The sequence below is a fragment of the Sphingomonas sp. R1 genome (assembly GCF_025960285.1).
Classification (GTDB): domain Bacteria; phylum Pseudomonadota; class Alphaproteobacteria; order Sphingomonadales; family Sphingomonadaceae; genus Sphingomonas.
In genome coordinates this window covers 3,655,523-3,676,118 of sequence record NZ_CP110111.1, presented here as the reverse complement: position 1 = coordinate 3,676,118, position 20,596 = coordinate 3,655,523, and the positions used below count along the sequence as shown (strand labels likewise).

The window sequence follows — 20,596 nt, the reverse complement described above, 5'->3', positions numbered from 1 at the left end:
GTGAGATTGCACACCCGTGTAGCCTTGCAGGAGACAGCGAATGAAGCTGATTGCACTTGCAGCCGCGTTGACACTCGCCAGCCCGGCCCTTGCCCAGACCGCCCCCGCCGCGATGAACACTGCCAGCCAACCGGGCGGCTATGCCCCCGCCACCATGTGGGCGAACGGCGCCCCGCAGCCGGGCGACAGGGTGGTCTTCCACGCCAATCCGCTGACGCCGAGCGAGGCCTTCCCACCGCCGGCGCCTCGCGCCCATTATCCGCTGTGCACGAACGGCCAGGCCGACGAATGCATCCAGCGCGGCAGCCGCTGATCGCCGGCTGATCGGGACGGCGTCGGCGGGCGATACCGCCCTCGCCGCTCCCGCCAACCCCTTGCAGAATCACGCTTGCCGGAAACACCGGTGCAACAAAACGCTAACTGCGGACGTTCGCACCTCGGCAATTGATGAAGTAAGGAGTGCACCAATGAAGTGGATGCTTCTCGCCTCGGCGCTCGCGCTGAGCGGCACTGCCATCGCGCAGGATATGCCGGCACAGACCACGCAGGACCAGACCCAGACGCAGCCCCCGATGCCGGGCCAGACGACGCCGCAGACCGATCCCGCCGCACCGCCGCCCCCGCCGCCGCCGGCCGGCACCATGGGCGCGGGCGAAGCTTCGCCGCCACCGCCGCCCCCGCCCACGCCGGGCGCCGGGATGGCGCCGCCGCCGCCCCCGCCGCCGGGCACCGCGATGACGCCGGGTGCGCCGCCCCCGCCTCCGCCGCCGCCCGCCGCGGGTGCAGCGCCGGCTACGGCAATGGCCGCCCCGCCGCCGCCACCTGCCGATCCGGCCAGCTACCCGCTCTGCTCGCGTACCGTGAAGGATCATTGTCGCCAGCGCGGCGGCAAGTAATCCCTGTTGCAGGTCCGGCTCCCTTCCCCGAGCGGGAGGGGAGCCGGATTGGCAGGCAATGCCCACTCCCCTAGGCTCTCCCGAACGAATGTCTTCGGAGAGCCTTTTTCATGTCTATTAGCTTCGATGATCGCGTCGCCATCGTCACCGGTGCCGGCGGCGGGATCGGTCGCGCCTATGCGCTCGAACTCGCCCGGCGGGGAGCGAAGGTGGTCGTCAACGACCTTGGCGCGAGCCGCGACGGATCGGGCCATTCCGACGCCGCGCGCGCCGTGGTCGCCGAAATCGAGGCGCTGGGGGGCGAGGCGATCGCCGATGGCGGCAGCGTCACCGATGCCGCCGCGATGGTCGCCATGGCGGACGCCGCCAAGGCGCGCTGGGGCCGGATCGACATCCTGATCAACAATGCCGGCGTGCTTCGCGACAAGAGCTTCGCCAAAATGACGCCGGAGGACTTCGCCTTCGTGGTCGACGTCCACCTGATCGGCTCGGCCAACGCCACCAAGGCCGTGTGGGAAACGATGCGGGAGCAGGGCTATGGCCGCATCCTGATGACCGCCTCTTCCACCGGGCTGTTCGGCAATTTCGGCCAGGCAAATTACGGTGCCGCCAAGCTCGGGCTCGCCGGCCTTACCAAGACGCTGCACCTGGAGGGCGCCAAGCACGATATCCGGGTCAACACCATCGCGCCGGTGGCGGGCACGCGGATGACCGAGGGCCTGTTTCCCGAAGCCGCCTTCGCCGCCTTCGCGCCCGAGCATGTCGCACCCGCCGCACTCTTCCTGGTGTCGCAGGACGCGCCCAGCAACATGATCGTCGGCGCGGGCGCGGGCGTCGTGCAGGCCGCCTATGTCACGCTCACCCCGGGCGCGGTGCTGGCCGAAGACACCCCCGAGGCGGTCGCCGCGCAATGGGCGCAGATTATCGACCGCACCGGCGAGATCGTCCCCGGCTCGGGCGCCGAACAGACCATGGCGATCCTGAGCAAATTGCAGCGCTGACCTCCGTGCCGCACCGTATTGCATCAGCAATACACATGTGACATCCTCCCGGCTTCGAAGGAGGATGGCCGATGTACAGCGAAAGCGAACTGGCAAGCGCCGTGGAGGCCGGGGCACTCACCCCCGAGGCCGCCTCGGCATTCCGCAATCACGTTGCCGCCAGCCGGGCGACCCCGGCGGTGGATGAAGAGCATTTCCGGCTGCTGAGCGGGTTCAACGACATCTTCGTTACCATCGCGGCGGCACTGATCCTGCTGGCGATCGGCAAGCTGGGCGGCACGCTCGTGCAGTCGATCGTCGGCGGCGGCTCCGAGCCGCGCATCGTCGGCGCCAACCTGATCGGCGGCGGTGCGGCCGTCGCGGCGACCAGCTGGATGCTGGCCGAATATTTCACGGCCCGTCGCCGGCTCGCCCTCCCCTCCATCCTGCTGCTGCTCGGTTTCGTCGGCGGAGCCGGGGCCACGATCGCAGGGCTCATCGCGATCAACATCCCCTGGATCGAATCCGCCTTCCACATCACCACCGAAGCGCAGCGCGAGCGGATTGCCGGGGTGATCGCCGCCCTTGCCGGCACGCTGACCGCAATCGCCGCATGGGTGCACTGGCGCCGTTTCATGGTGCCGATCACCGTGGCGGCCGGCGCGCTGGCCGTGGTCGGCGTGTCGGTTGGCCTGATCCTCTCGCTGATCCCGGCCGCGAAGGAATGGGTGAACGCGATCCTGCTGGTCGGCGGCATCGGCACCTTCATCGCGGCGATGCGCTGGGACATGAGCGATCTGGAGCGCCGCACCCGCCGCTCCGACGTCGCCTTCTGGCTGCACCTGGCCGCCGCGCCGCTGATCGCGCACCCGGTGTTCCACATGCTCGGCGTGTTCGACGGCGAGATCGGCGCGCCGATGGCCGCCATCGTGTTCGCGCTCTACCTGTTCTTTGCCTTCGTCGCGCTCGCAGTGGATCGCCGCGCGCTGCTCGTATCCAGTCTCGCCTATGTGCTGTGGGCGCTCTACTCGCTGTTCCACCAGAGCGGCGCGGTGGAACTCAGCGCCGCATTCACCGGGCTGGTGATCGGCTCCGCGCTGCTGACCCTGTCGGCCTTCTGGCACCCGATGCGCCGCGCAGCGGTGGGGGTGCTGGGCGATTTCGCCCGGCGGCTCCCGCCGACGCAGCAGGGCGCACTGGCTTGAAGGCAGATCGATCTCCTCCCCCGCCGGGGGAGGAGACGCATTTCCGGGTCTATTCCTCGACCAGCTTCATCAGCCGGCGCTCGACCGGCGCCAGCACAGGCCCCAGTTCCTGCCCCCGCTTGAGCACCGCGCCGCTTTCGTTGATCAGCGCCCACATGCCCTGGCGGTTGCGCAGCGCGGGACGCTTCTCGATCCGATATTCCGGCCGCTCGGCCGCGCGCCGGAAGGCCGCGAACACCGCCACGTCCTTGTCGAACTGCATCGCATAGTCACGCCAGTGCCCCGCCGCGACCATCCGGCCGTAAAGATCGAGGATGCGATTAAGTTCGAGGCGATCGAAACCGACTTGTCCCGGGCGGCTGATCGGCAGCGGGGTGACGGTTCCCATCAGGCCCGGTCGCGAAGCTGGGCCGCGGCATCGCGCTCGGCGATCATGCTGTCGAGCCGCTTGCGCAGCGTCTCGATCTCACAGCGCATGAGTTCGAGCTTCTGCGTGGCGGGATCGAAAACGTCGCTGCAGGGGGTTCCATAGGGCACGAAATCCTTCTGCCAGGCCCCGGCCTCGACCAGCGTCGGCTTGGCCGGAATGCCCACCATCACCGCACCGGGCGCGACATCCTTGGTAACGACCGCGTTGGCACCGATCCGCGCGCGCTGGCCGACGGTGATCGGGCCGAGCACCTGCGCGCCCGAACCGATGATCACACCGTCTAGCAGCGTCGGGTGGCGCTTGCCGCCCACGCCATTGTCCGGACTGGTGCCGCCCAGCGTCACGCACTGGTAGATGGTGACATTGTCGCCGATCAGCGCGGTCTCGCCGATCACGACGAAGCCATGGTCGATGAAGAAGTTGCGGCCGATCGTCGCACCCGGATGGATATCGATCGCGGTCATCCAGCGTGACCAGTGGTTGACCAGGCGGGCGAGGAAGAACCACCGCCGGCGGAACAGCGCGTGCGCGATGCGGTGGTAGCCCAGCGCCCATACGCCTGGGTATAGCAGGATCTCGAACCGGCTCCGCGGCGCGGGATCACGCGCGCGGATCGAATCGAGATAGTCCTTCAGACGTTGGAACATGGCCGGACCCCTTAATCGGAGGCGAAATAGGAGCGCGCTCCCCGGATTTCCAGCGCCCGCCCCGGCCCGGGATGCGTACCGTAATGACTATCGGGGTTGTAGGAATTTCCGAAAGCCGCCATTCCACGCCCCCGGTCAATCGCAACAGGGGCATCGATGTTCGCAGGAATCACGCTGGCCGAGATGCTGCCCTATGTTGCGGTGGGCTTCGCCGCGCAGCTGGTGGACGGTGCGCTCGGCATGGCCTTCGGCGTGATTTCCAGCACCCTCTTGGTGAGCGTGCTGGGCATCGCGCCCGCCACCGCCTCTGCGGGCGTGCATCTGGTGGAGACGATGACCACCGGCGTGTCCGGCCTCAGCCATGTCCTTCATCGCAACGTCAACTGGCGGCTGTTTGCGCGGCTGCTGGTCCCCGGCATCATCGGCGGCGTGCTGGGCGCCTATGTGCTGACCGCGCTCGATGCCTCGGTGACGCGGCCGTTCGTGATGGCCTATCTCTCGGCGATCGGCCTGTATCTGCTGTTCCGCGCGATCCGATTCGCACCGCAGCAGCGCGAGCCGAAGATCGTGGAGCCGCTGGGGCTTGCCGGCGGGTTCCTCGATGCTGCCGGCGGCGGCGGCTGGGGGCCGGTGGTGACCAGCAACCTGCTCGTCCAGGGTGCGCAGCCGCGCACGACGATCGGCACGGTCAACACCACCGAGTTCTTCCTGACGCTGACCATCTCGGCGACTTTCCTATTCCACATCGGCGCGCAGGGCTTCACGCCCGATTTCTGGCATCCGGTGCTGGGACTGCTGGCCGGCGGCGTGATCGCCGCGCCGTTCGGCGCGATGTTCGCCAAGCGCATTCCGACGCGGCTGCTGCTCAGCCTGGTGGGCGTGGTGCTGACGGCGACGAGCGCGTTCAGCCTGTATCGGGCACTCGTCTGACGGAATAGCGAGGGCGGAGCCCAGCGCCGCGCGTCGCAGGCGGATCATGCCCGGACGGCTGGCAAGCATCGTTCCCACGGCTTCGACCGGAAGCGCCGATCCCGAACCGGAATGGAGCTTTCTGCTGCACCAGCCATACTGAAAGTCGCTTAGATCTTGCGCGACCATATTCGGCTCCGACCAGACGTGACCCGCACCGATGAAGACGAGCCTTGCGCGCAGGGGCAGCATCGATGGAACATCTTGCCGTCGTCGGGGGGAAGGCAGCGCATCCGTCGCAGCATTTCGACGCGCTCGACAGCTTGCGCGGCATCTGCGCGTGCATGATCGTGTTGTTTCACTTACGATCTACCGGCATCGTCACGAACGCCGCGCTGGTTCAGCACGGATGGATGTTCGTGGACTTCTTCTTCGTCCTTAGCGGCTTCGTGATCGGCTGCGGGTATCTGGAGCGCCTTGGCAGCGGCTATTCCGTGCGCCGCTTCATGCTGTTGCGGCTCGGGCGCATCTATCCGCTGCATCTTGCCGTGCTCCTCGCCTTGCTCGCCCTCGAGATTGCAGGCGCGCTGGTCGGGACCGGGGGGCTGAGCGCACGCGCTCCCTTTGCGGAGCCCCGCACGCTTCCGGCGCTGGCGAGCAGCCTCGCCCTCGTGCAAATCTTCGCCGGCTATCCCAACATCGTCTGGAACGGCCCGAGCTGGAGCATCGCCGCCGAGATCTGGACCTATCTGCTCGTCGCCCTCGTCCTGCGCGCGATGCCGTCGCGCGGGCTCTGGCTCGTGGCGGGTCTCGCTGCCGGTGCCGCGCTCTTTCTCTTCCTTGCCGGACCCTCGGCATGGGATCCGGCGACGGCCTATGCCTTTGCGCGCTGCGTTCTGGGCTTTTCGATCGGCCTGCTTGCCTGGGCGCTGTTCTCTTCAACGGGCAAGCCGGCATTGGGCTTTGCGATGGCCAGCCTGCTCGAACTCGCCGCCGTCACGTGCTGCGTCGCGATGGTCGCCGCGGGCGGGCTGCCGCTGCTCGCACCGCTCCTGTTCGGCGGCTCGGTGTTCCTGTTCGCAGCCGAAGGTGGCGCGGTCAGCCGGCTTCTCAAGACCCGCCCGTTCACCTTGGTGGGCAGCCTGTCCTATTCGATCTACATGATCCACACGCTGGTCCTGGCACGCGGGCTGGATGCACTGGCCGTGGCGGGGCGCCTGGTGCACCGACCGCTCGTCGACACCGCCTTCGGCGCAGGCGGCACCGTCAAGGTGCTGACATTCGCCCCCGATCTGCTGGCGTTCGTGCTGCTCGGCGTGGTGATCCTCTGCGCAGCCGCGACCTATCGCTGGATCGAGACGCCCGCGAGAGATGCGTCGCGTCGCTGGCTGTCGCGCGCTCCGCTCGCCCCATCGATGCCCCTCGCCGCTGGCCGCCGCGCCCTCGGCGAAGCCGAGTCGATCGCGACAACCGCCGCCGCCTGAGCCCGTGCTCAGTCTGCTTTGGTATAGCGGGTCGCGGTCCATCGCTCGGACACCGCACAGGACTTGCTGTCGCGATACCCTGCCGCGCGCATCGACTGGCGTATCGCCGAGTCGCCGAAGCACACGCCCTTGCCCTTCCGGTAGACCGTCCAGATCGGCAACCGCCCCGGCAGCGTGCGGGCGATGTCCAGATCGGCCTCGGTCTCGATGCGCGCGATGATCATGCAGGCGGCGGCGGGATCCGCGGTCGTCCGCCCTTCCAGTGCGGCCCCCAACGCAGCGTCCTCGCAATCGCCCAGCACCAGGGCGAGTCCCGATAGACCCAGCTTGTCGCGCAACGACGGCAAGGGGCGCGCTATCGCGTCGACCCAGCGGCTGGAAGCAGGCTCGCCCAGGCTGAGCGCCGCGGCTTCGTCGCCGCACCGGAACCGTAGCTCCCCCTGCTCCGCACGCACGTCTACAAGGTCGCAGCGTGCATATCGGCGCCGGATCGGGCCGCGCACCACGAGTATATCCGCCTCCAGCAGCACGGTCACCGTGCCGCATTCCGCGCCGATCACCGCAAAGGTGGATGCCTCTCGCCCCATATCCGCGCGCTCCCGCCGCAATTGTCGATCAGTAGCCGCTCACTGAGTGATATACTCGATCACCCCAAGCGGGTCTTCCAATTTCACAGACGCGTTTCAGCCGCCTATATCCGGCTTCGCAACAGCAACCCCCGTTCTGGAGGAACAAGACTCATGGCTCTTATCGGCAGCACCATCAAGCCGTTCACCGCACAGGCCTACAAGGAAGGCAAGTTCGTCGAAGTCACCGACGCCGACGTTAAGGGCAAGTGGGCGGTCTTCTTCTTCTACCCGGCGGACTTCACCTTCGTGTGCCCGACCGAGCTGGAAGACCTGGCCGATATCTACCCGACCCTGCAGGGCATGGGCGTCGAAGTCTACTCGGTCTCGACCGACACTCACTTCAGCCACAAGGCATGGCACGACACCTCGCCCGCGATCGGCAAGATCAACTATTACATGCTGGGCGACCAGAACCACACCATCTCGAACAACTTCGACGTCCTGCGCGCGGGCCAGGGCCTGGCCGACCGCGGCACCTTCGTCGTCGATCCCGACGGCGTGATCCAGATCATGGAGATCACTTCGGAAGGCGTCGGTCGTAACGCACAGGAACTGCTCCGCAAGATCAAGGCAGCGCAGTATGTCGCAGCCCACCCGGGCGAAGTCTGCCCCGCCAAGTGGGAAGAAGGCGCCGAGACCCTCGCGCCGTCGCTCGACCTGGTCGGCAAGATCTAAAGGTCATCTTCCCGATACTGGGAAGGACCTAGTAATACGGCGCCTGCCCCTGCCCCCCAACGCGGGCGCCGATCGCGGCCCGGAGCGGATCCCCCCTCCGCTCCGGGCCGTTTTAGTGAGACACACAGGAGTTTCCCCATGCTCGACGCCAATCTGACGCAGCAGCTCAAGGGCTATCTCGTGAACATCCGCGAGCCGATCGAGCTCGTCGCCAGCCTGGGCGAGGACGCCAAGTCGCGCGAGCTGGGCGAGTTGCTGGCGGCCATCGCCGCGCTTTCCGACAAGATCGACCTCGTCCACGCCGACGACAAGCGCAAGCCCAGCTTCATGATCCGCCGCAAGGGCACCGATATCGGCGTGCGCTTCGCCGGCATCCCGATGGGCCATGAGTTCACCTCGCTGGTGCTCGCCCTGCTCCAGGTCGGCGGCCACCCGAGCAAGGCGGCGCAGGACCTGATCGAGCAGGTTCGCAACATCGACGGCGAGTTCAGCTTCGAGACCTATTTCTCGCTGTCGTGCCAGAACTGCCCGGACGTGGTGCAGGCGCTGAACCTGATGGCGGTGCTCAACCCCAATATCCGCCACGTCGCGATCGACGGCGCGCTGTTCAAGGAAGAGGTCGAGGGCCGCAAGGTCATGGCCGTGCCGACCGTCTACCTGAACGGCGAGCCCTTCGCCTCGGGCCGGATGGACCTGGAGCAGATCGTCGCCAAGATCGACACCGGCGCCGAAGCCCGCGCGGCCGCGAAGATCAAGAGCAAGGACCCGTTCGAGGTGCTGATCATCGGCGGTGGTCCGGCCGGCGCCGCTGCGGCGATCTACACGGCGCGCAAAGGCATCCGCGTGGGTGTTGCGGCCGAGCGCTTCGGTGGCCAGGTGCTCGACACGATGGGCATCGAGAACTTCATCTCGGTCTCGCACACCGAGGGCCCCAAGCTGGTCGCCCAGCTCGAGCAGCATGTGAAGGATTACGACGTCGACGTCATGAACCTGCAGCGCGCCGAGAAGCTGATCCCGGCGAAGCGCGAGGGCGGCCTGCACGAAGTGATGCTGGCGAACGGCGCGAGCCTGAAGGCCAAGGCGGTCATCCTCTCCACCGGCGCGCGCTGGCGGCAGATGAACGTGCCGGGCGAGGACGAGTACAAGAACAAGGGCGTGGCCTATTGCCCGCACTGCGACGGCCCGCTGTTCAAGGGCAAGCGCGTCGCGGTGATCGGCGGCGGCAACTCGGGTGTCGAGGCCGCGATCGACCTGGCCGGCATCGTCGCGCACGTCACGCTGATCGAGTATGACAGCCAGCTCCGCGCCGATGCGGTGCTGCAGCGCAAGCTCGCCAGCCTGCCCAACGTGAAGATCCTCACCTCGGCGATGACCACCCGCGTCAACGGCGACGGCGAGAAGGTGTCGGGCCTCAGCTACAAGGACCGCAACAGCGGTGCCGAGCACGACATCGCGCTGGAAGGCATCTTCGTCCAGATCGGCCTGGTGCCCAACACCGAGTGGCTGAAGGACGCGGTGGCGCTCACCCCGCGTGGCGAGATCGAGATCGATGCGCGCGGCGAGACCAGCCAGCCCGGCATCTTCGCGGCGGGCGACTGCACCACCGTGCCGTACAAGCAGATCGTGATCGCGATGGGCGCGGGTTCGACCGCAGCGCTCTCGGCGTTCGACTACATGATCCGCCTGCCGGAAGAAGAACTTCAGGCTGTTGCCGCCTGAGCCATGCTCCCCTCCCGCCTGCAAGCGGGAGGGGAGCGCTTTTTGCCGCTTCGCTTCCCATGTTCGAAAACGCCACTATATACCCAGCCGACAATCGAGAGAGGCGATCAGTGGCGCAAACCTACCTCCCTACCCTCAAGCAGCTGCAATATCTGGTGGCGCTCAATGATGCCGGCCATTTCGGCCGTGCCGCGGAAGCCTGCTTCGTCACCCAGTCAACCCTGTCCGCCGGTATCCGTGAACTCGAGACGCTGATCGGCGTCGTGCTGGTCGAGCGTACCCGGCGCGTTGTCCGCTTCACGCCGCTCGGCGAGCGGATCGTGGAAAAGGCCCGCCGCGTGCTGCGCGAGGCGGACGAACTGGGCGATCTCGCCCGCGCCGCCGGCCGCCCGCTCTCGGGCGAGATGCGGATGAGCGTGATCCCCACCATCGCGCCGTTCCTGCTGCCGCGCATCCTGCCGCGGCTCCGCCAGCAATATCCCGACCTCAAGCTCTATCTGCGCGAGGAAACCAGCGGCCAGGCCTGCGAGGCGCTGAGCCATGGCCGTACCGATTGCGTGCTGCTCGCTTTGCCCTTCTCGTGCGGCGACGTGGAGAGCGCGCGGCTGTTTGACGACCGGCTGTTCGTCGCCTTCCGCGACGGCGAGATGGACCCCACGCCCGCCATCCATCCCGATGCGATCGACGAGACGCGGCTGCTGATGCTCGAGGACGGGCACTGCTTGAAGGATCATGCGCTGGCCGCCTGCAATCGCCCCGAACTCCGCGCCGAGGCGACGATGCTGGGCACCTCGCTCCACACCATGGTGCAGATGGTCGACAACGGCCTGGGCGTGACGATGCTGCCGGAGATGGCGGTGGATGCGGGCATTTTGGAGCACACCTCGGTCAAGGCGCGCCCGTTGGATTCGGCCAACGCCTCGCGCAACATCGCGCTGGTCTGGCGCAAGGCGTCGCCCCGGGAGCGCGATTTCCGGCTGCTGGCCGACGTGCTGACGCAGGCACGCGCGTAAGCGAAAGCTGGCCTCGCCAGAATTGTATTCCCGCTACTCGACGATCGCCGACGAGGATGAAGTTTTCATTTGTGCGTCGATGTCATGCGAGATCCGGGACAGCTACGCCCCGCCGGCAGCAGCCTCCGCATCGGTGCTGCGCGGTTCCACCCAGCGCGTGCCGCCGGCCAGCCATTCGCGCTTCCAGAAGGGCGCGTCGGTCTTGAGCCGGTCGATCAGATAGGCGCAGGCCTCCAGCGCCTCGCGCCGGTGCGCCGCCGCGGTGCCGACGAAGACGATCCGCTCGCCCGCGGTCATCTTGCCAACGCGGTGGACGATGGTGACGCCAAGCAGGTTCCAGCGATCGATCGCCGCTTCGGCCAGCGTGCAGAGCGCCGCCTCGGTCATGCCGGGATAATGTTCGAGCTCGAGCGCCTCGACGCCGTCATCGGTGCGCACCACGCCGGTGAAGGTGGCGACACCGCCAGCGCCGCGTTCCTCCAGGGCCGCAACCTCGACGGCGAGTTCGATCGGCGCGGGATCGACCGAGACGCGGATCATCCGCCCGTCACCGGCGGAAAGATCGCGACCTCGCGCGCGTCCTCGAGCAGCGCGTCCAGCGGCACGAAGCGCTGGTCGATCGCCGCGCGCAGCTTCGCCGGCTCGGCGAAGGCGGCGGCGTGGCCGGCGCTGCGCTGCGACAGCCAGTCGATCAGATCGGCGACGTTGCGCACTGCTTCGGGTGGGTCGACCTGCTCCTCGCCGGTCCCGACGGCCTCGCGCACCCAGGCGAAATAGAGCATCGAGATCGCCATCAGCTGTCCATATGGCTCAGGCCGACGCGGAGATAGTCCCAGCCGGTGATCGCGGTCAGCACCGCCGCGCCCCACAGCGTCACCAGCCCGACCAGCAGCACCCAGCCCCATTCGGGTACCGCGCCGGACAGGATCAGCGCGCCCAGCGACACCAGCTGCAGCGTCGTCTTCCACTTGGCCAGCCGCGACACGGGCACCGAGACCTGGATGCCGCCGAGAAACTCGCGCAGGCCCGACACGGCGATTTCGCGCAGCAGGATCACCAGCGCGGCGATGATGTGCCAGTCGGCGATCACCCCCTTGCCGACCAGGATCAGGATCACCGCGGCGACCATGATCTTGTCCGCGATCGGGTCCAGAAACACACCGAGTTTCGACACCGTCCCCTGTGCCCGGGCGAGATAGCCGTCGAAATAGTCGGTGATGCCCATGAGGCAGTAGAGCGCGAAGGCGATCGCAAATCCGGGCGCCCAGTGCGGCCACCACAGAAAGCCCACCAGCAGCGGCACCGCGAAGATGCGCGACAAGGTGAGAATGTTCGGCAACGTCAACATCGCCCATCCCCTAGCACCGCGAAACGCCACAAGGGAGGCCCAAAGGCCCGCACAATCAGAAGAATTCATCCAGCCGCAGATGGAAGTCGAGCTTCGCCGGATCGAGGGCGATGCCATAGGCCGCCAGCATGCGCCGCGGCGCTTCCGCGCCGAATTCCGCCAGCGAATGCCACAGGATGGCGAGATCCTGCCAGGGATCGGCGATGCCGACGCGCCCCAGATCGATACAGCCGGTCACCGCACCGTCCACGACGAACAGATTGTCGAGCGAGAAGTCGCCATGCGTCACCACATGATCGAACCCCGGTGGCAGCGCGGCCAGCATTTCTTCCCACACGGCCCGCGCTGACATGCCCTGCCGGGCCTCGTCGAACTCGTCCTCCGCGACCAGCCCGGCGTCGAGCCGGTCCTTCGCCGCCGCCAGCCGCAGCCGATGATCGGCGTTGAACGGGCAGCGCTCGACCGGAATGCCGTGCAGCCGCCGGAGGAATAGCCCCAGCGCTCCGGCGAGCGCGGGCGCCTGCTCGGGCGCTGCTTCAAGGATCTGGTACGCGGTTCGGCCTGCCATCCGCGACGTGACCATCCAGCCAGCCCCCTCCTCGATCGCGAACCCCATCAGCGTCGGCACGGGCAGATAAGACTCCAGCCAGCGCAGCCGCGTCATCTCGTCGACCAGATCGCCAAGCTGCGAGCCCCGGCCGACCTTGAGGTACCGGTCGTCGTCGCCCTCCCGGGCCAGCCGAAACACCGCGCAGCCAGACTCGCCCACCGCGTCGCGGAACCACGTCCGATCCGCGACATGCGGCGCCAACCCCGCCGGTACCGCCTGCGGTGCCACGCGCCGTTCCCGTGCCTCGTCGTCCATCCCCGGTCCTCCCTGTCCGATTAATCCATTGAAGCGGCGCGCGGCCCCCGGTATGCCCACCCTTCACGATGCGGAATACCGCAGCAGGGGAGCTTTTATCGAATGATCGGTGCGCTCGGGCTCATGAAGGAGCGCCGGTTCCTGCCCCTCTTCATCACGCAGTTCCTGGGAGCGTTCAACGACAACCTCTTCAAGAACGCGATGATCTTTTTCGCGACCTACCAGATCTTCAACTCGGTGGAGCAGGAGACGCAGTTCAGCGCGATCGCCACCGGCATCTTCATCCTGCCCTTCTTCCTCTTCTCGGCCCTTGCCGGCCAGCTCGCCGATACGCATGACAAGGCCAAGATCATGCGGATCATCAAGGCCGCCGAGGTGGGCATCATGCTGGTCGGCGCAGCGGGTATCTTCCTGAAGAGCCTGCCGCTGATGCTGGTGGCGCTTGTCGGCATGGGCATTCATTCGACCTTTTTCGGCCCGATCAAATATGCCGTCCTGCCACAGCACCTCGCGGAAGACGATGTGCTGGGCGGCACCGGCATGATCGAGGCCGGCACCTATGTGGCGATCCTGTTCGGCACCATCGCCGGCGGCCTGATCAGCGCCCATGCCGCCGCCTTCGCGGTCGTCGGCGTTGCGCTGATCGGCTGGATCGCCTCGCTGCAGATCCCCCCGGCGCCGCCGCTCACCCATCTGGACATCGACCTCAACATCTTCCGAGCCTCAGCCCGGCTGATCTCGGCGACGATGCACATCCGCCGGCTGTTCCTCGCGATCGTATCGATCAGCGTGTTCTGGTCGATCGCGGCGGTGCTGGGCGTGCTGTTCCCGCCGCTGGTGAAGAACGTCTTCCACGCCCAGAAGGACGTGGCGAGCGTGTTCCTCGGCATCTTCTCGATCGGCATCGCGATCGGATCGGTGATCATCAACAAGCTGCTCAAGGGCAATGTCTCGGCGCGGTACTGCGTGCCCTCGGTGCTGGCGATGACGGCATTCGTCGTCGATTTCCACTTCACCGCCAAATACTGGCCGGTGCATGACGGCCCGCTGCTGAAGACGATGGACTTCATCCAGATGCCCGCCGCATGGCACGCGCTGGGCGACCTTGTTCTTATCGCCACCACCGGCGGCATGTTCGTGGTGCCGCTCTATGCCTTCCTCACCACCACGGTGGAAAAGTCGCAGACGGCGCGTACGGTGGCGGCGAACAACGTCGTCAATTCGGGCGCGATGGTGATCGGCTCGGTCGGCATCTTCGGCTTCACCCGCATCCCGGGCGTGAATGTCGAGGACTCGCTCTGGGTAGTGGCGGCGCTGGCGCTGGCCTCGGCCTGGTGCGCCCGCAAGCTCCACAAGGAAGGCGATGTGCCGCGTTCGGGCGACACCTGCCCGAACTGACGCCGGCTACAGCAGGAACGTGTAGAAGCAGACGAAGAAGGCCGTGAAGCTCAGCGCGAAGAGCTTCACGTCGCCGTCCTCGCTTGCCTTGCGCTGGCGCGCGATCACCTGCCGCACGTGGCGGCGGAACGGATGGCGGCGAGCGCCTCGAAGGGCAAAGGGCTGCGGCATGGCGCAAGGTTAACGCGCCGTTTAGGATTTCGGCCAGCGGCAAGCATGGTTAACGCTGTGCCAGCGCGGGATGGGACGCGGCATCTTAGACGTCCATCGTCATTCCCGCGAAGGCGGGAATCCATTGCCCTCACCGCTTGAAGAAAGAACTGCAGCATCAGCGCGAATGGATCCCTGCCTTCGCGGGGATGACGAAGCAATGTGAGGAATGCCGTGGCCCTGCCCCGGCGAAGGAGAGCAGGCGTGACGGGATCAGCCCTTCGGCGCGGGCCCGGTGGTCGCGCGGACCTTCAGTTCGTGGTCGAGCATCACCTGCGGCGTGACGGCATTGCCCGCCAGCATCAGGTCCGCAGCCGCATAGGCGAGCTCCCGCACGGGCTGCCGGATGGTGGTGAGCGGCGGCCACACCGCGCGCGCGAGATCGGAATCGTCGAAGCCCGCGATCGACAGCGCCTCCGGCACGGCGATGTCCGCCTCGTGCGCCGCCGCGAGCGCGCCGGCCGCCATGTCGTCATTGCCCGCGAAGATCGCGGTCGGCCGTGGTTTGCGCGCGAGCAGTGCGCGGGCCGCCGCGCCGCCCGATTGGAAGCTGTAGTCGCCTGCGATCACCAGTGCCGGATCGAAGGCGATGCCCCCCGCCTCGAGCGCCTGCCGATAGCCGGCAAGGCGATCGGCGGACGAGACATGGCTTTCCGGCCCGCTGATAAAGGCAATCGCACGGTGGCCGAGATCGACCAGATGGCGGGTGATCTCGCACGCAGCCGCAACGTCGTCCATCGTCGTCGCCAGCCCGTGGCCCTTGCGCAGGCCCGGCGCGATGCGGACATAGGGCAGCTTGCGCTTGTCGAGCGCCTCGATCAGCTCGGGCATCTCGGTAAGCGGCGGGGAGAGGATCAGCCCGTCGAGGTGCGCCTCGTCGACCAGCGCCAGCACGTCGGGCACCAGATCGGGCGCCCCGCTTTCCACCGGCTGCATGAGCAGGCGATAGCCGAGCTCATGGCAGCGCTCCAGCGCGCCGGACTGGATGTGGAACACATAATAGGGGCTGGGATTGTCGTAGAGCAGTGCGACCTGAAAGGATCGCCGCCCGGCCAGCGTACGCGCGGCATGGCTGGGACGGAAATTGAGCTGCGCCACCACTTCCTCGACGCGGCGCCGCGTCTCCTCGCTGACATGCTTCTCGTTGTTGAGCACCCGGGAGACGGTCTTGAACGACACGCCCGCGATCTTCGACACTTCCTTGATCGTCGGGCGGCTGGACATCGAAACTCCTCGTTAACGTTCACATCGGCACTGGATCATGCTCTTCGCAGTCCTGTGTAGCGTGGCTGTTTCGCCTTTGCACGATGTTTGGACAGCGCTGCCAGCCCCGTGGCCGGCAGCGCCCCGGCTCAACGCTTGCGGCCCTGGTGGCGGATATTGCCCGGACGCCCGCGGCGGTGGATCACCCGCTTGGGCGCCCCTTTGCCCGGCCGGCCGGTGCGCTGGGGCCCGCCGGCCGAGCCCTTGCCGTCCGGCAGCTCGAAGCGCAGCGCGCCGGAAACCGGGTTGGCCTCGACCAGCCGCAGCTCGATCCGCTGGCCGAGCGTGAATTGCTCGCCGCTATGCTCGCCGACCAGCCGCTTGCCGGCCTCGTCATAGTGGAAATATTCGGCGCCCAGATCCCGCGCGGCGACCAGGCCGTCGCCGCCCACCCCTTCCACGGTCGCGAAGAAGCCGAAATTCTGGACGCCGGTGATCCGCGCCTCCATCACCTCGCCGACATGCGCGGCGAGATAGGCGGCGACATAGCGGTCGATCGTCTCGCGCTCGGCCTCCATCGCGCGGCGTTCGAGCTGGCTGATCGACTGGCCGATCCGGTCCATGCTGCCCGCCTCTTCGGGCGTCAGGCCGCCGGGCCCCAGTCGGTAGGCCTCGACCAGGGCGCGGTGCACGATCAAGTCGGCGTAGCGGCGGATCGGCGAAGTGAAATGCGCATAGGAGCCGAGCGCGAGGCCGAAATGGCCGACATTCTCGGGGCCGTAATAGGCCTGGGTCTGGGTGCGCAGCACCTGCTCCATCACCTGCGGGCGGAAATCCTCCTCGCCGATGCGATCGAGGATGCGGTTGAACGTCGCCGGGCGGATCACCTGGCCGAGCGCGAACTCGACCTCGAAGGTCTTGAGATATTCCTTGAGCGCGGTGAGCTTCTCGCGCGCCGGCGGCTCGTGGATGCGGTACATCACCGGCGTCTTCTTCGCCTCCAGCGCCTTGGCGGCGGCGACGTTGGCGGCGATCATGTAATCCTCGATCAGCTTGTGCGCATCGAGCCGCTCGCGCGGGGCGACCGAGAGGATGCGGCCCTTCTCGTCGAGCACGATGCGGCGCTCGGGCAGATCGAGATCGAGCGGCTCGCGCTTCTCGCGCGCGGCGTAGAGCGCATGCCAGCAATCCCAGAGCGGGCGCAGCGCGGTCTCGGTGAGCGGATGCTCCAGCGTGCCGTCGATCGCCGCCTGGGCATCTTCGTACGCGATGTTCGCCGCGAGCCGCACGACCGCCCGCGTGAAGCGCCAGCTCTTGAGCGCGCCGCCTTTCGTCACCTGCAGATGGCAGGCGAGCGCTGCGCGATCGACGCCTTCCTTGAGCGAACACACGTCCGCCGACAGCACTTCCGGCAGCATCGGCACGACGCGATCGGGGAAATAGACCGAATTGCCCCGCTTGCGTGCCTCGCGATCGAGCTGCGAGCCGGGGCGCACATAGAAGGACACGTCGGCGATCGCGACGATCGCCTTCCAGCCGCCTTCGTTGGCGGGGTCGTCGTCCGGCGTCGCCCAGACCGCGTCGTCATGGTCGCGCGCATCGGCGGGATCGATGGCGACGATCGGCAGGTGGCGCAGATCCTCGCGGTCCGTCCCCAGCGGCTGCTGCGCGACGCGCTCCGCCTCTTCGAGCAGCTCTTCCGAAAACACGTTGGGGATGCCGTGGCGGTGGATCGCGATCAGCGAGAAGCTGCGCGGGGCGAACGGATCGCCCAGCCGCTCGACCACCTTGGCAGTGATCCGCGGCGGGCGGCCGGTCTTCTCGGCCAACACCAGGTCGCCGACCTCCGCGCCCCCGGCATCGGAGACCGGCCAGCTGCGCCGCTCCTTCTTCTCGACGCCCTGCAGCCAGAGCCTGCCGCCCTCCTCGTGGAGCACGCCGAGCATCAGTTCCTCGCCGCGGGCAAGGGTCTTCATCGGGTGCGCGATCCAGCCGTTGCCGGCCTCCTCGGTGCGCGCGAGGATGCGGTCCCCCACCCCCAGCGCCGAGCGCTTGCCGCGCATCTCACGCACACGCAGCCGGGGTGCTGGCACATGCTCGGCTTCCCAGCGCTCGGGCACCGCCCAGGTGGTGTCGCCGTCCGCATCGGTGATGCGCAGCACGGTTACCTTGGGCAGGCCGCCCATCTTGTGGAAGGCGCGGCCGGGGGCGACGTCGATCAGCCCCTCGTCGCTCATGTCCTTGAGCAGCGCCTTGAGCAGGATCTTGTCCTGCGCACTCAGCCCGAACGCCTTGGCGATCTCGCGCTTGCCGGCGGGCGTGTCGGAGGATGCGATGAAATCGAGAATCTGCTGCCGCGTGGGCAGTCCCGCGCTGGGTCTGTGCTTGGCCATTGGCCCCCAACATAGGCGCAGGGGACCAACAAACCAATCGCTATCCCGCCGCGACCGCCCGCTCGAACGCCGCGGCATTCTCGACAGTCGGCTCATGCGCGAATTCCGGCACCGCGGCGCAGGCGCGCGCCAGACCGGCGCGATCCAGCTCCCACCAGCGGGTGCGCTCCAGCGCCTCGATCACCTCCGGCGAAAAGCGATGCCGGATCAGCTTGGCCGGATTGCCGGCGACGATGGCATAGGGTGCCACGTCGCGGGTGACGATTGCCCCCGCACCGATCACCGCGCCCCGGCCGATCCGCTTGCAGCCCGGCGTGATGATCGCCTGGTGCCCGATCCAGACATCGTCCTCGATGACGGTCGGGCGTCCCACCACGCGATTCTCGGGGATCACGCCGCGGCTCTTGAGGTAGAAGATCGGATGGGTCGACAGGGCCTGCATGGGATGGTTGGTCGAGATGACCATCACCGATCCCGCGAACGAGCAATAGCGCCCGATGCGCGTGCCGGGTGCGATCCGCCAGCGATCGAACGCACCATAGCTGTAGGCGCCGATCTCGATATCGTAGAGCTTCTGGAAACGACGGCGCAGGAAATCGCTTTCCTCATGATTGCGCACCAGCTTCAGCAGAACCCTGTCGACAATGTTCTGGAGTCCCATCGCCCTCTTTCCCCCTGTCTTCCTGCGGTATCCGACCCTACCAGCGATAGTTGAAGCTGACGCTGATCCGCTTTTCCCTGGCTGAACCCGGCGGCACTTCGTGGCGCAGCCAGCTTTCCCAGAGCAGCACCGTGCCCACGTCCGGCACCACCTCGATGAAGGGCTGCAGAGCCTCGGGCGCGTCCGGCAGCCGCGTCGGCGCGGCCATCATCATCGCGAGCCGCGGATCCTCCAGCTTGAGGCCGCGCGCACCCGCAGGCAGCGCTACGTACACCGTGCCCGAGACGACGCTGTGCGGATGGATGTGTGCGCCGTGCCCGCCCTTGCCGTCGAGCACATTGACCCACAGGCTGTCGAGCTTGAGCTTGCGCCCGCCGAGATCGAATGCACAGGCCTTGGCGAAGGCCGCGACATGCTTGTCGAGCAGCCGCTTCAGGTCCGCAAAGGCCGGGTCACGGATCGGCAGGTCGTCGAGCGAGGCATAGCTGGTATAGCCGCGATAGTGGTTCTCGCGGCACCAGCGGCGGCCGGCGGTGTCGTCCTCGGCCAGTTGCAGGCACGAGGCTTCGAGATCGGCGATCAGCGCATCGTCGCCCAGCGGCTGCTGGTAGAGCAGGGTCGAGAAGAGCGTGCGCATCAGGCGGATTCGACCATGCTCACTTCGTACTGCGCCCGGCGCAGCGCGGTGATCAGGCGATCGAGATGGTTGCGGTCGCGCGTCTCGCACTCGATATCGGTCACCAGGCCCTTGGCGGGCAGCGAGGTGAACACGCGCTGGTGATACACCTCGATGATGTTGACGCCCTGCTCGTGGAAGATCCGCGCGACATGGAACAGCGCCCCCGGCCGGTCCTGCAGCCGGATGCGCAGGCGCGCGAGACGGCCCGAGCGGGCAAGATCGCGCAGCAGCACGTTGGCGAGCAGCCGCGTGTCGATATTGCCGCCGCACAGGATCGTGCCGACGGTCTTGCCCTTGAAGCGCTCGGGCTCCGACAGCAGCGCGGCGAGGCCCGCGGCGCCGGCTCCTTCCACCACCGTCTTCTCGATCTGGAGCAGCAGGCTCACCGCCTCCTCCAGCCGGCGCTCGCCGACCAGCACGATGTCGTCGACCAGCGCCTCGACGATCTTTGCGGTGATGGTGCCGGGATACTTCACGGCGATACCCTCGGCCAGCGTATCGCCCGCGCACGGCATCTCGGTGTGGTGCACGCGGTTGTACATCGAGGGGTAGAGCTCGGCCTGCACGCCCAGCACCTCGATCGGCCGGTCCTGCGCCTTGGCCACGACCGACGCGCCAGAGATCAGCCCGCCGCCGCCGATCGGCACGACCAGCGTATCGATGCCGGGCACGTCCTCCAGCAGCTCCAGCGTCGCGGTCCCCTGCCCGGCGATCACGCGCGGATCGTCGAAGGGATGGATGAAGGTGTAGCCCTTCTCCGCCTCGAGTTCCCGGGAATGGGCATAGGCGGCATCGAAGGTCTCGCCGTGCAGCACCACCGTCGCGCCATGCCCCTCGGTCTGGGTGACCTTCACGATCGGCGTGTTCTTGGGCATCACGATCGTGCTGGGGATGCCCAGTCGCGTCGCGTGATAGGCCAGGCCCTGCGCATGGTTGCCGGCCGAGGCGGCGATCACGCCCTTGGCGCGCGCCTCGGCATCGAGCTGGAGCAGCGTGTTGAGCGCGCCGCGCTCCTTGTAGGCGGCGGTGAACTGGAGATTTTCGAACTTGAGGTACACGTTGGCGCCGGTCAGCTGCGAGAGCGTGCGGCTGTGGAGCGTCGGCGTGCGCACCACCGCACCGCTAATCCGCGCCGCGGCCGCCCGGACATCGTCGATGGAGACGGGGAGCGAGGCGGGCGCGGGTGCTGCTTTGGTAGCCATGATCCTGTCCGCCTAGACCATCTGGCGCAGCAGGGGAACAGGCCCTATGC

The 20,596-nt window shown here is 67.4% G+C and carries 22 protein-coding genes; 10 read left to right on the top strand and 12 right to left on the bottom strand.

All coding sequences use genetic code 11. The annotated features are described in order from the left end of the window. Positions 1 to 40: 40 nt before the first annotated feature. The 4 genes from OIM94_RS17505 (at position 41) to OIM94_RS17490 (ending at position 3,081) form a co-directional block, all read left to right on the top strand. Complete coding sequence (locus OIM94_RS17505) at positions 41 to 313, top strand: hypothetical protein (RefSeq protein WP_264607936.1); 273 nt, start codon at positions 41 to 43, stop codon at positions 311 to 313. A gap of 154 nt (positions 314 to 467) precedes the next feature. Continuing rightward, complete coding sequence (locus tag OIM94_RS17500) at positions 468 to 896, top strand: Fe-S oxidoreductase (protein WP_264607935.1); 429 nt, start codon at positions 468 to 470, stop codon at positions 894 to 896. A gap of 110 nt (positions 897 to 1,006) precedes the next feature. Continuing rightward, positions 1,007 to 1,897: an SDR family NAD(P)-dependent oxidoreductase gene (locus tag OIM94_RS17495; protein WP_264607934.1), complete on the top strand. Its 891-nt coding sequence runs from the start codon at positions 1,007 to 1,009 to the stop codon at positions 1,895 to 1,897. Positions 1,898 to 1,968: 71 nt separating this feature from the next. Beyond that, complete coding sequence (locus tag OIM94_RS17490) at positions 1,969 to 3,081, top strand: hypothetical protein (RefSeq protein ID WP_264607933.1); 1,113 nt, start codon at positions 1,969 to 1,971, stop codon at positions 3,079 to 3,081. A 49-nt stretch (positions 3,082 to 3,130) separates the two neighbouring features. Here the strand turns inward: OIM94_RS17490 and OIM94_RS17485 are convergent, their stop codons facing one another. Then, positions 3,131 to 3,469: a DUF2794 domain-containing protein gene (locus OIM94_RS17485; protein ID WP_264607932.1), complete on the bottom strand. Its 339-nt coding sequence runs from the start codon at positions 3,467 to 3,469 to the stop codon at positions 3,131 to 3,133. After that, a complete protein-coding gene (gene epsC, locus OIM94_RS17480) occupies positions 3,469 to 4,158 on the bottom strand; it encodes a serine O-acetyltransferase EpsC (RefSeq protein WP_264607931.1) in 690 nt (229 codons plus the stop codon). The genes OIM94_RS17485 and epsC overlap by 1 nt, the downstream gene beginning before the upstream one ends. A gap of 156 nt (positions 4,159 to 4,314) precedes the next feature. On the opposite strand from epsC, the gene OIM94_RS17475 reads away from it, so the two are divergent. Both OIM94_RS17475 and OIM94_RS17470 read left to right on the top strand, forming a co-directional pair. After that, positions 4,315 to 5,088 (top strand): sulfite exporter TauE/SafE family protein, encoded by a 774-nt coding sequence (locus OIM94_RS17475; protein WP_264607930.1) that lies wholly within the window; start codon positions 4,315 to 4,317, stop codon positions 5,086 to 5,088. A 233-nt stretch (positions 5,089 to 5,321) separates the two neighbouring features. Further along, positions 5,322 to 6,551, top strand: a complete 1,230-nt coding sequence (locus tag OIM94_RS17470) for an acyltransferase family protein (RefSeq protein ID WP_264607929.1) — start codon at positions 5,322 to 5,324, stop codon at positions 6,549 to 6,551. An 8-nt stretch (positions 6,552 to 6,559) separates the two neighbouring features. Here the strand turns inward: OIM94_RS17470 and OIM94_RS17465 are convergent, their stop codons facing one another. Next, a complete protein-coding gene (locus OIM94_RS17465; RefSeq protein WP_264607928.1) occupies positions 6,560 to 7,138 on the bottom strand; it encodes a hypothetical protein in 579 nt (192 codons plus the stop codon). A gap of 153 nt (positions 7,139 to 7,291) precedes the next feature. Here OIM94_RS17465 and ahpC point away from each other — a divergent pair, with 153 nt between their 5' ends. The 3 genes from ahpC (at position 7,292) to OIM94_RS17450 (ending at position 10,587) form a co-directional block, all read left to right on the top strand. Beyond that, the gene (gene ahpC / locus OIM94_RS17460) at positions 7,292 to 7,855 is read left to right on the top strand and encodes an alkyl hydroperoxide reductase subunit C (RefSeq protein ID WP_093298686.1); all 564 of its coding nucleotides are present in this window, start codon (positions 7,292 to 7,294) and stop codon (positions 7,853 to 7,855) included. 138 nt (positions 7,856 to 7,993) lie between these two features. Next, on the top strand, positions 7,994 to 9,574 hold the full coding sequence (gene ahpF, locus OIM94_RS17455; protein ID WP_264607927.1) for an alkyl hydroperoxide reductase subunit F: 1,581 nt from the start codon (positions 7,994 to 7,996) through the stop codon (positions 9,572 to 9,574). Between the two features lie 110 nt (positions 9,575 to 9,684). Then, the gene (locus OIM94_RS17450) at positions 9,685 to 10,587 is read left to right on the top strand and encodes a hydrogen peroxide-inducible genes activator (protein ID WP_264607926.1); all 903 of its coding nucleotides are present in this window, start codon (positions 9,685 to 9,687) and stop codon (positions 10,585 to 10,587) included. A gap of 102 nt (positions 10,588 to 10,689) precedes the next feature. Here OIM94_RS17450 and OIM94_RS17445 read toward each other — a convergent pair whose 3' ends face one another. The 4 genes from OIM94_RS17445 to OIM94_RS17430 are packed head-to-tail and all read right to left on the bottom strand — an operon-like array spanning position 10,690 to position 12,800. Then, positions 10,690 to 11,127 carry a molybdenum cofactor biosynthesis protein MoaE gene (locus OIM94_RS17445; protein WP_264607925.1) on the bottom strand — a complete coding sequence of 146 codons (438 nt, stop codon included), beginning with the start codon at positions 11,125 to 11,127 and terminating at the stop codon, positions 10,690 to 10,692. After that, positions 11,124 to 11,381, bottom strand: a complete 258-nt coding sequence (moaD, locus tag OIM94_RS17440) for a molybdopterin converting factor subunit 1 (RefSeq protein ID WP_264607924.1) — start codon at positions 11,379 to 11,381, stop codon at positions 11,124 to 11,126. The genes OIM94_RS17445 and moaD overlap by 4 nt, the downstream gene beginning before the upstream one ends. Next, positions 11,381 to 11,935 carry a CDP-diacylglycerol--glycerol-3-phosphate 3-phosphatidyltransferase gene (gene pgsA, locus OIM94_RS17435; protein WP_264607923.1) on the bottom strand — a complete coding sequence of 185 codons (555 nt, stop codon included), beginning with the start codon at positions 11,933 to 11,935 and terminating at the stop codon, positions 11,381 to 11,383. Before pgsA ends, moaD begins: the two co-directional genes overlap by 1 nt. A gap of 55 nt (positions 11,936 to 11,990) precedes the next feature. Next, positions 11,991 to 12,800, bottom strand: a complete 810-nt coding sequence (locus OIM94_RS17430) for an APH(3') family aminoglycoside O-phosphotransferase (protein WP_264607922.1) — start codon at positions 12,798 to 12,800, stop codon at positions 11,991 to 11,993. 102 nt (positions 12,801 to 12,902) lie between these two features. Here OIM94_RS17430 and OIM94_RS17425 point away from each other — a divergent pair, with 102 nt between their 5' ends. Beyond that, positions 12,903 to 14,198 (top strand): MFS transporter, encoded by a 1,296-nt coding sequence (locus tag OIM94_RS17425; protein WP_264607921.1) that lies wholly within the window; start codon positions 12,903 to 12,905, stop codon positions 14,196 to 14,198. A 423-nt stretch (positions 14,199 to 14,621) separates the two neighbouring features. Here the strand turns inward: OIM94_RS17425 and OIM94_RS17420 are convergent, their stop codons facing one another. From OIM94_RS17420 to OIM94_RS17400, 5 genes are all read right to left on the bottom strand, one after another. Beyond that, entirely contained in the window at positions 14,622 to 15,632 is a 1,011-nt protein-coding gene (locus OIM94_RS17420) for a LacI family DNA-binding transcriptional regulator (protein ID WP_264607920.1), read from the bottom strand. Positions 15,633 to 15,760: 128 nt separating this feature from the next. Further along, on the bottom strand, positions 15,761 to 18,004 hold the full coding sequence (rnr, locus tag OIM94_RS17415; RefSeq protein ID WP_264607919.1) for a ribonuclease R: 2,244 nt from the start codon (positions 18,002 to 18,004) through the stop codon (positions 15,761 to 15,763). 40 nt (positions 18,005 to 18,044) lie between these two features. Then, positions 18,045 to 18,665, bottom strand: a complete 621-nt coding sequence (locus tag OIM94_RS20170) for a CatB-related O-acetyltransferase (protein ID WP_319801134.1) — start codon at positions 18,663 to 18,665, stop codon at positions 18,045 to 18,047. Between the two features lie 37 nt (positions 18,666 to 18,702). Continuing rightward, complete coding sequence (locus tag OIM94_RS17405) at positions 18,703 to 19,302, bottom strand: TIGR02466 family protein (RefSeq protein ID WP_264607918.1); 600 nt, start codon at positions 19,300 to 19,302, stop codon at positions 18,703 to 18,705. Beyond that, a complete protein-coding gene (locus OIM94_RS17400) occupies positions 19,302 to 20,546 on the bottom strand; it encodes a threonine ammonia-lyase (RefSeq protein ID WP_264607917.1) in 1,245 nt (414 codons plus the stop codon). Before OIM94_RS17400 ends, OIM94_RS17405 begins: the two co-directional genes overlap by 1 nt. Positions 20,547 to 20,596 lie beyond the last annotated feature (50 nt).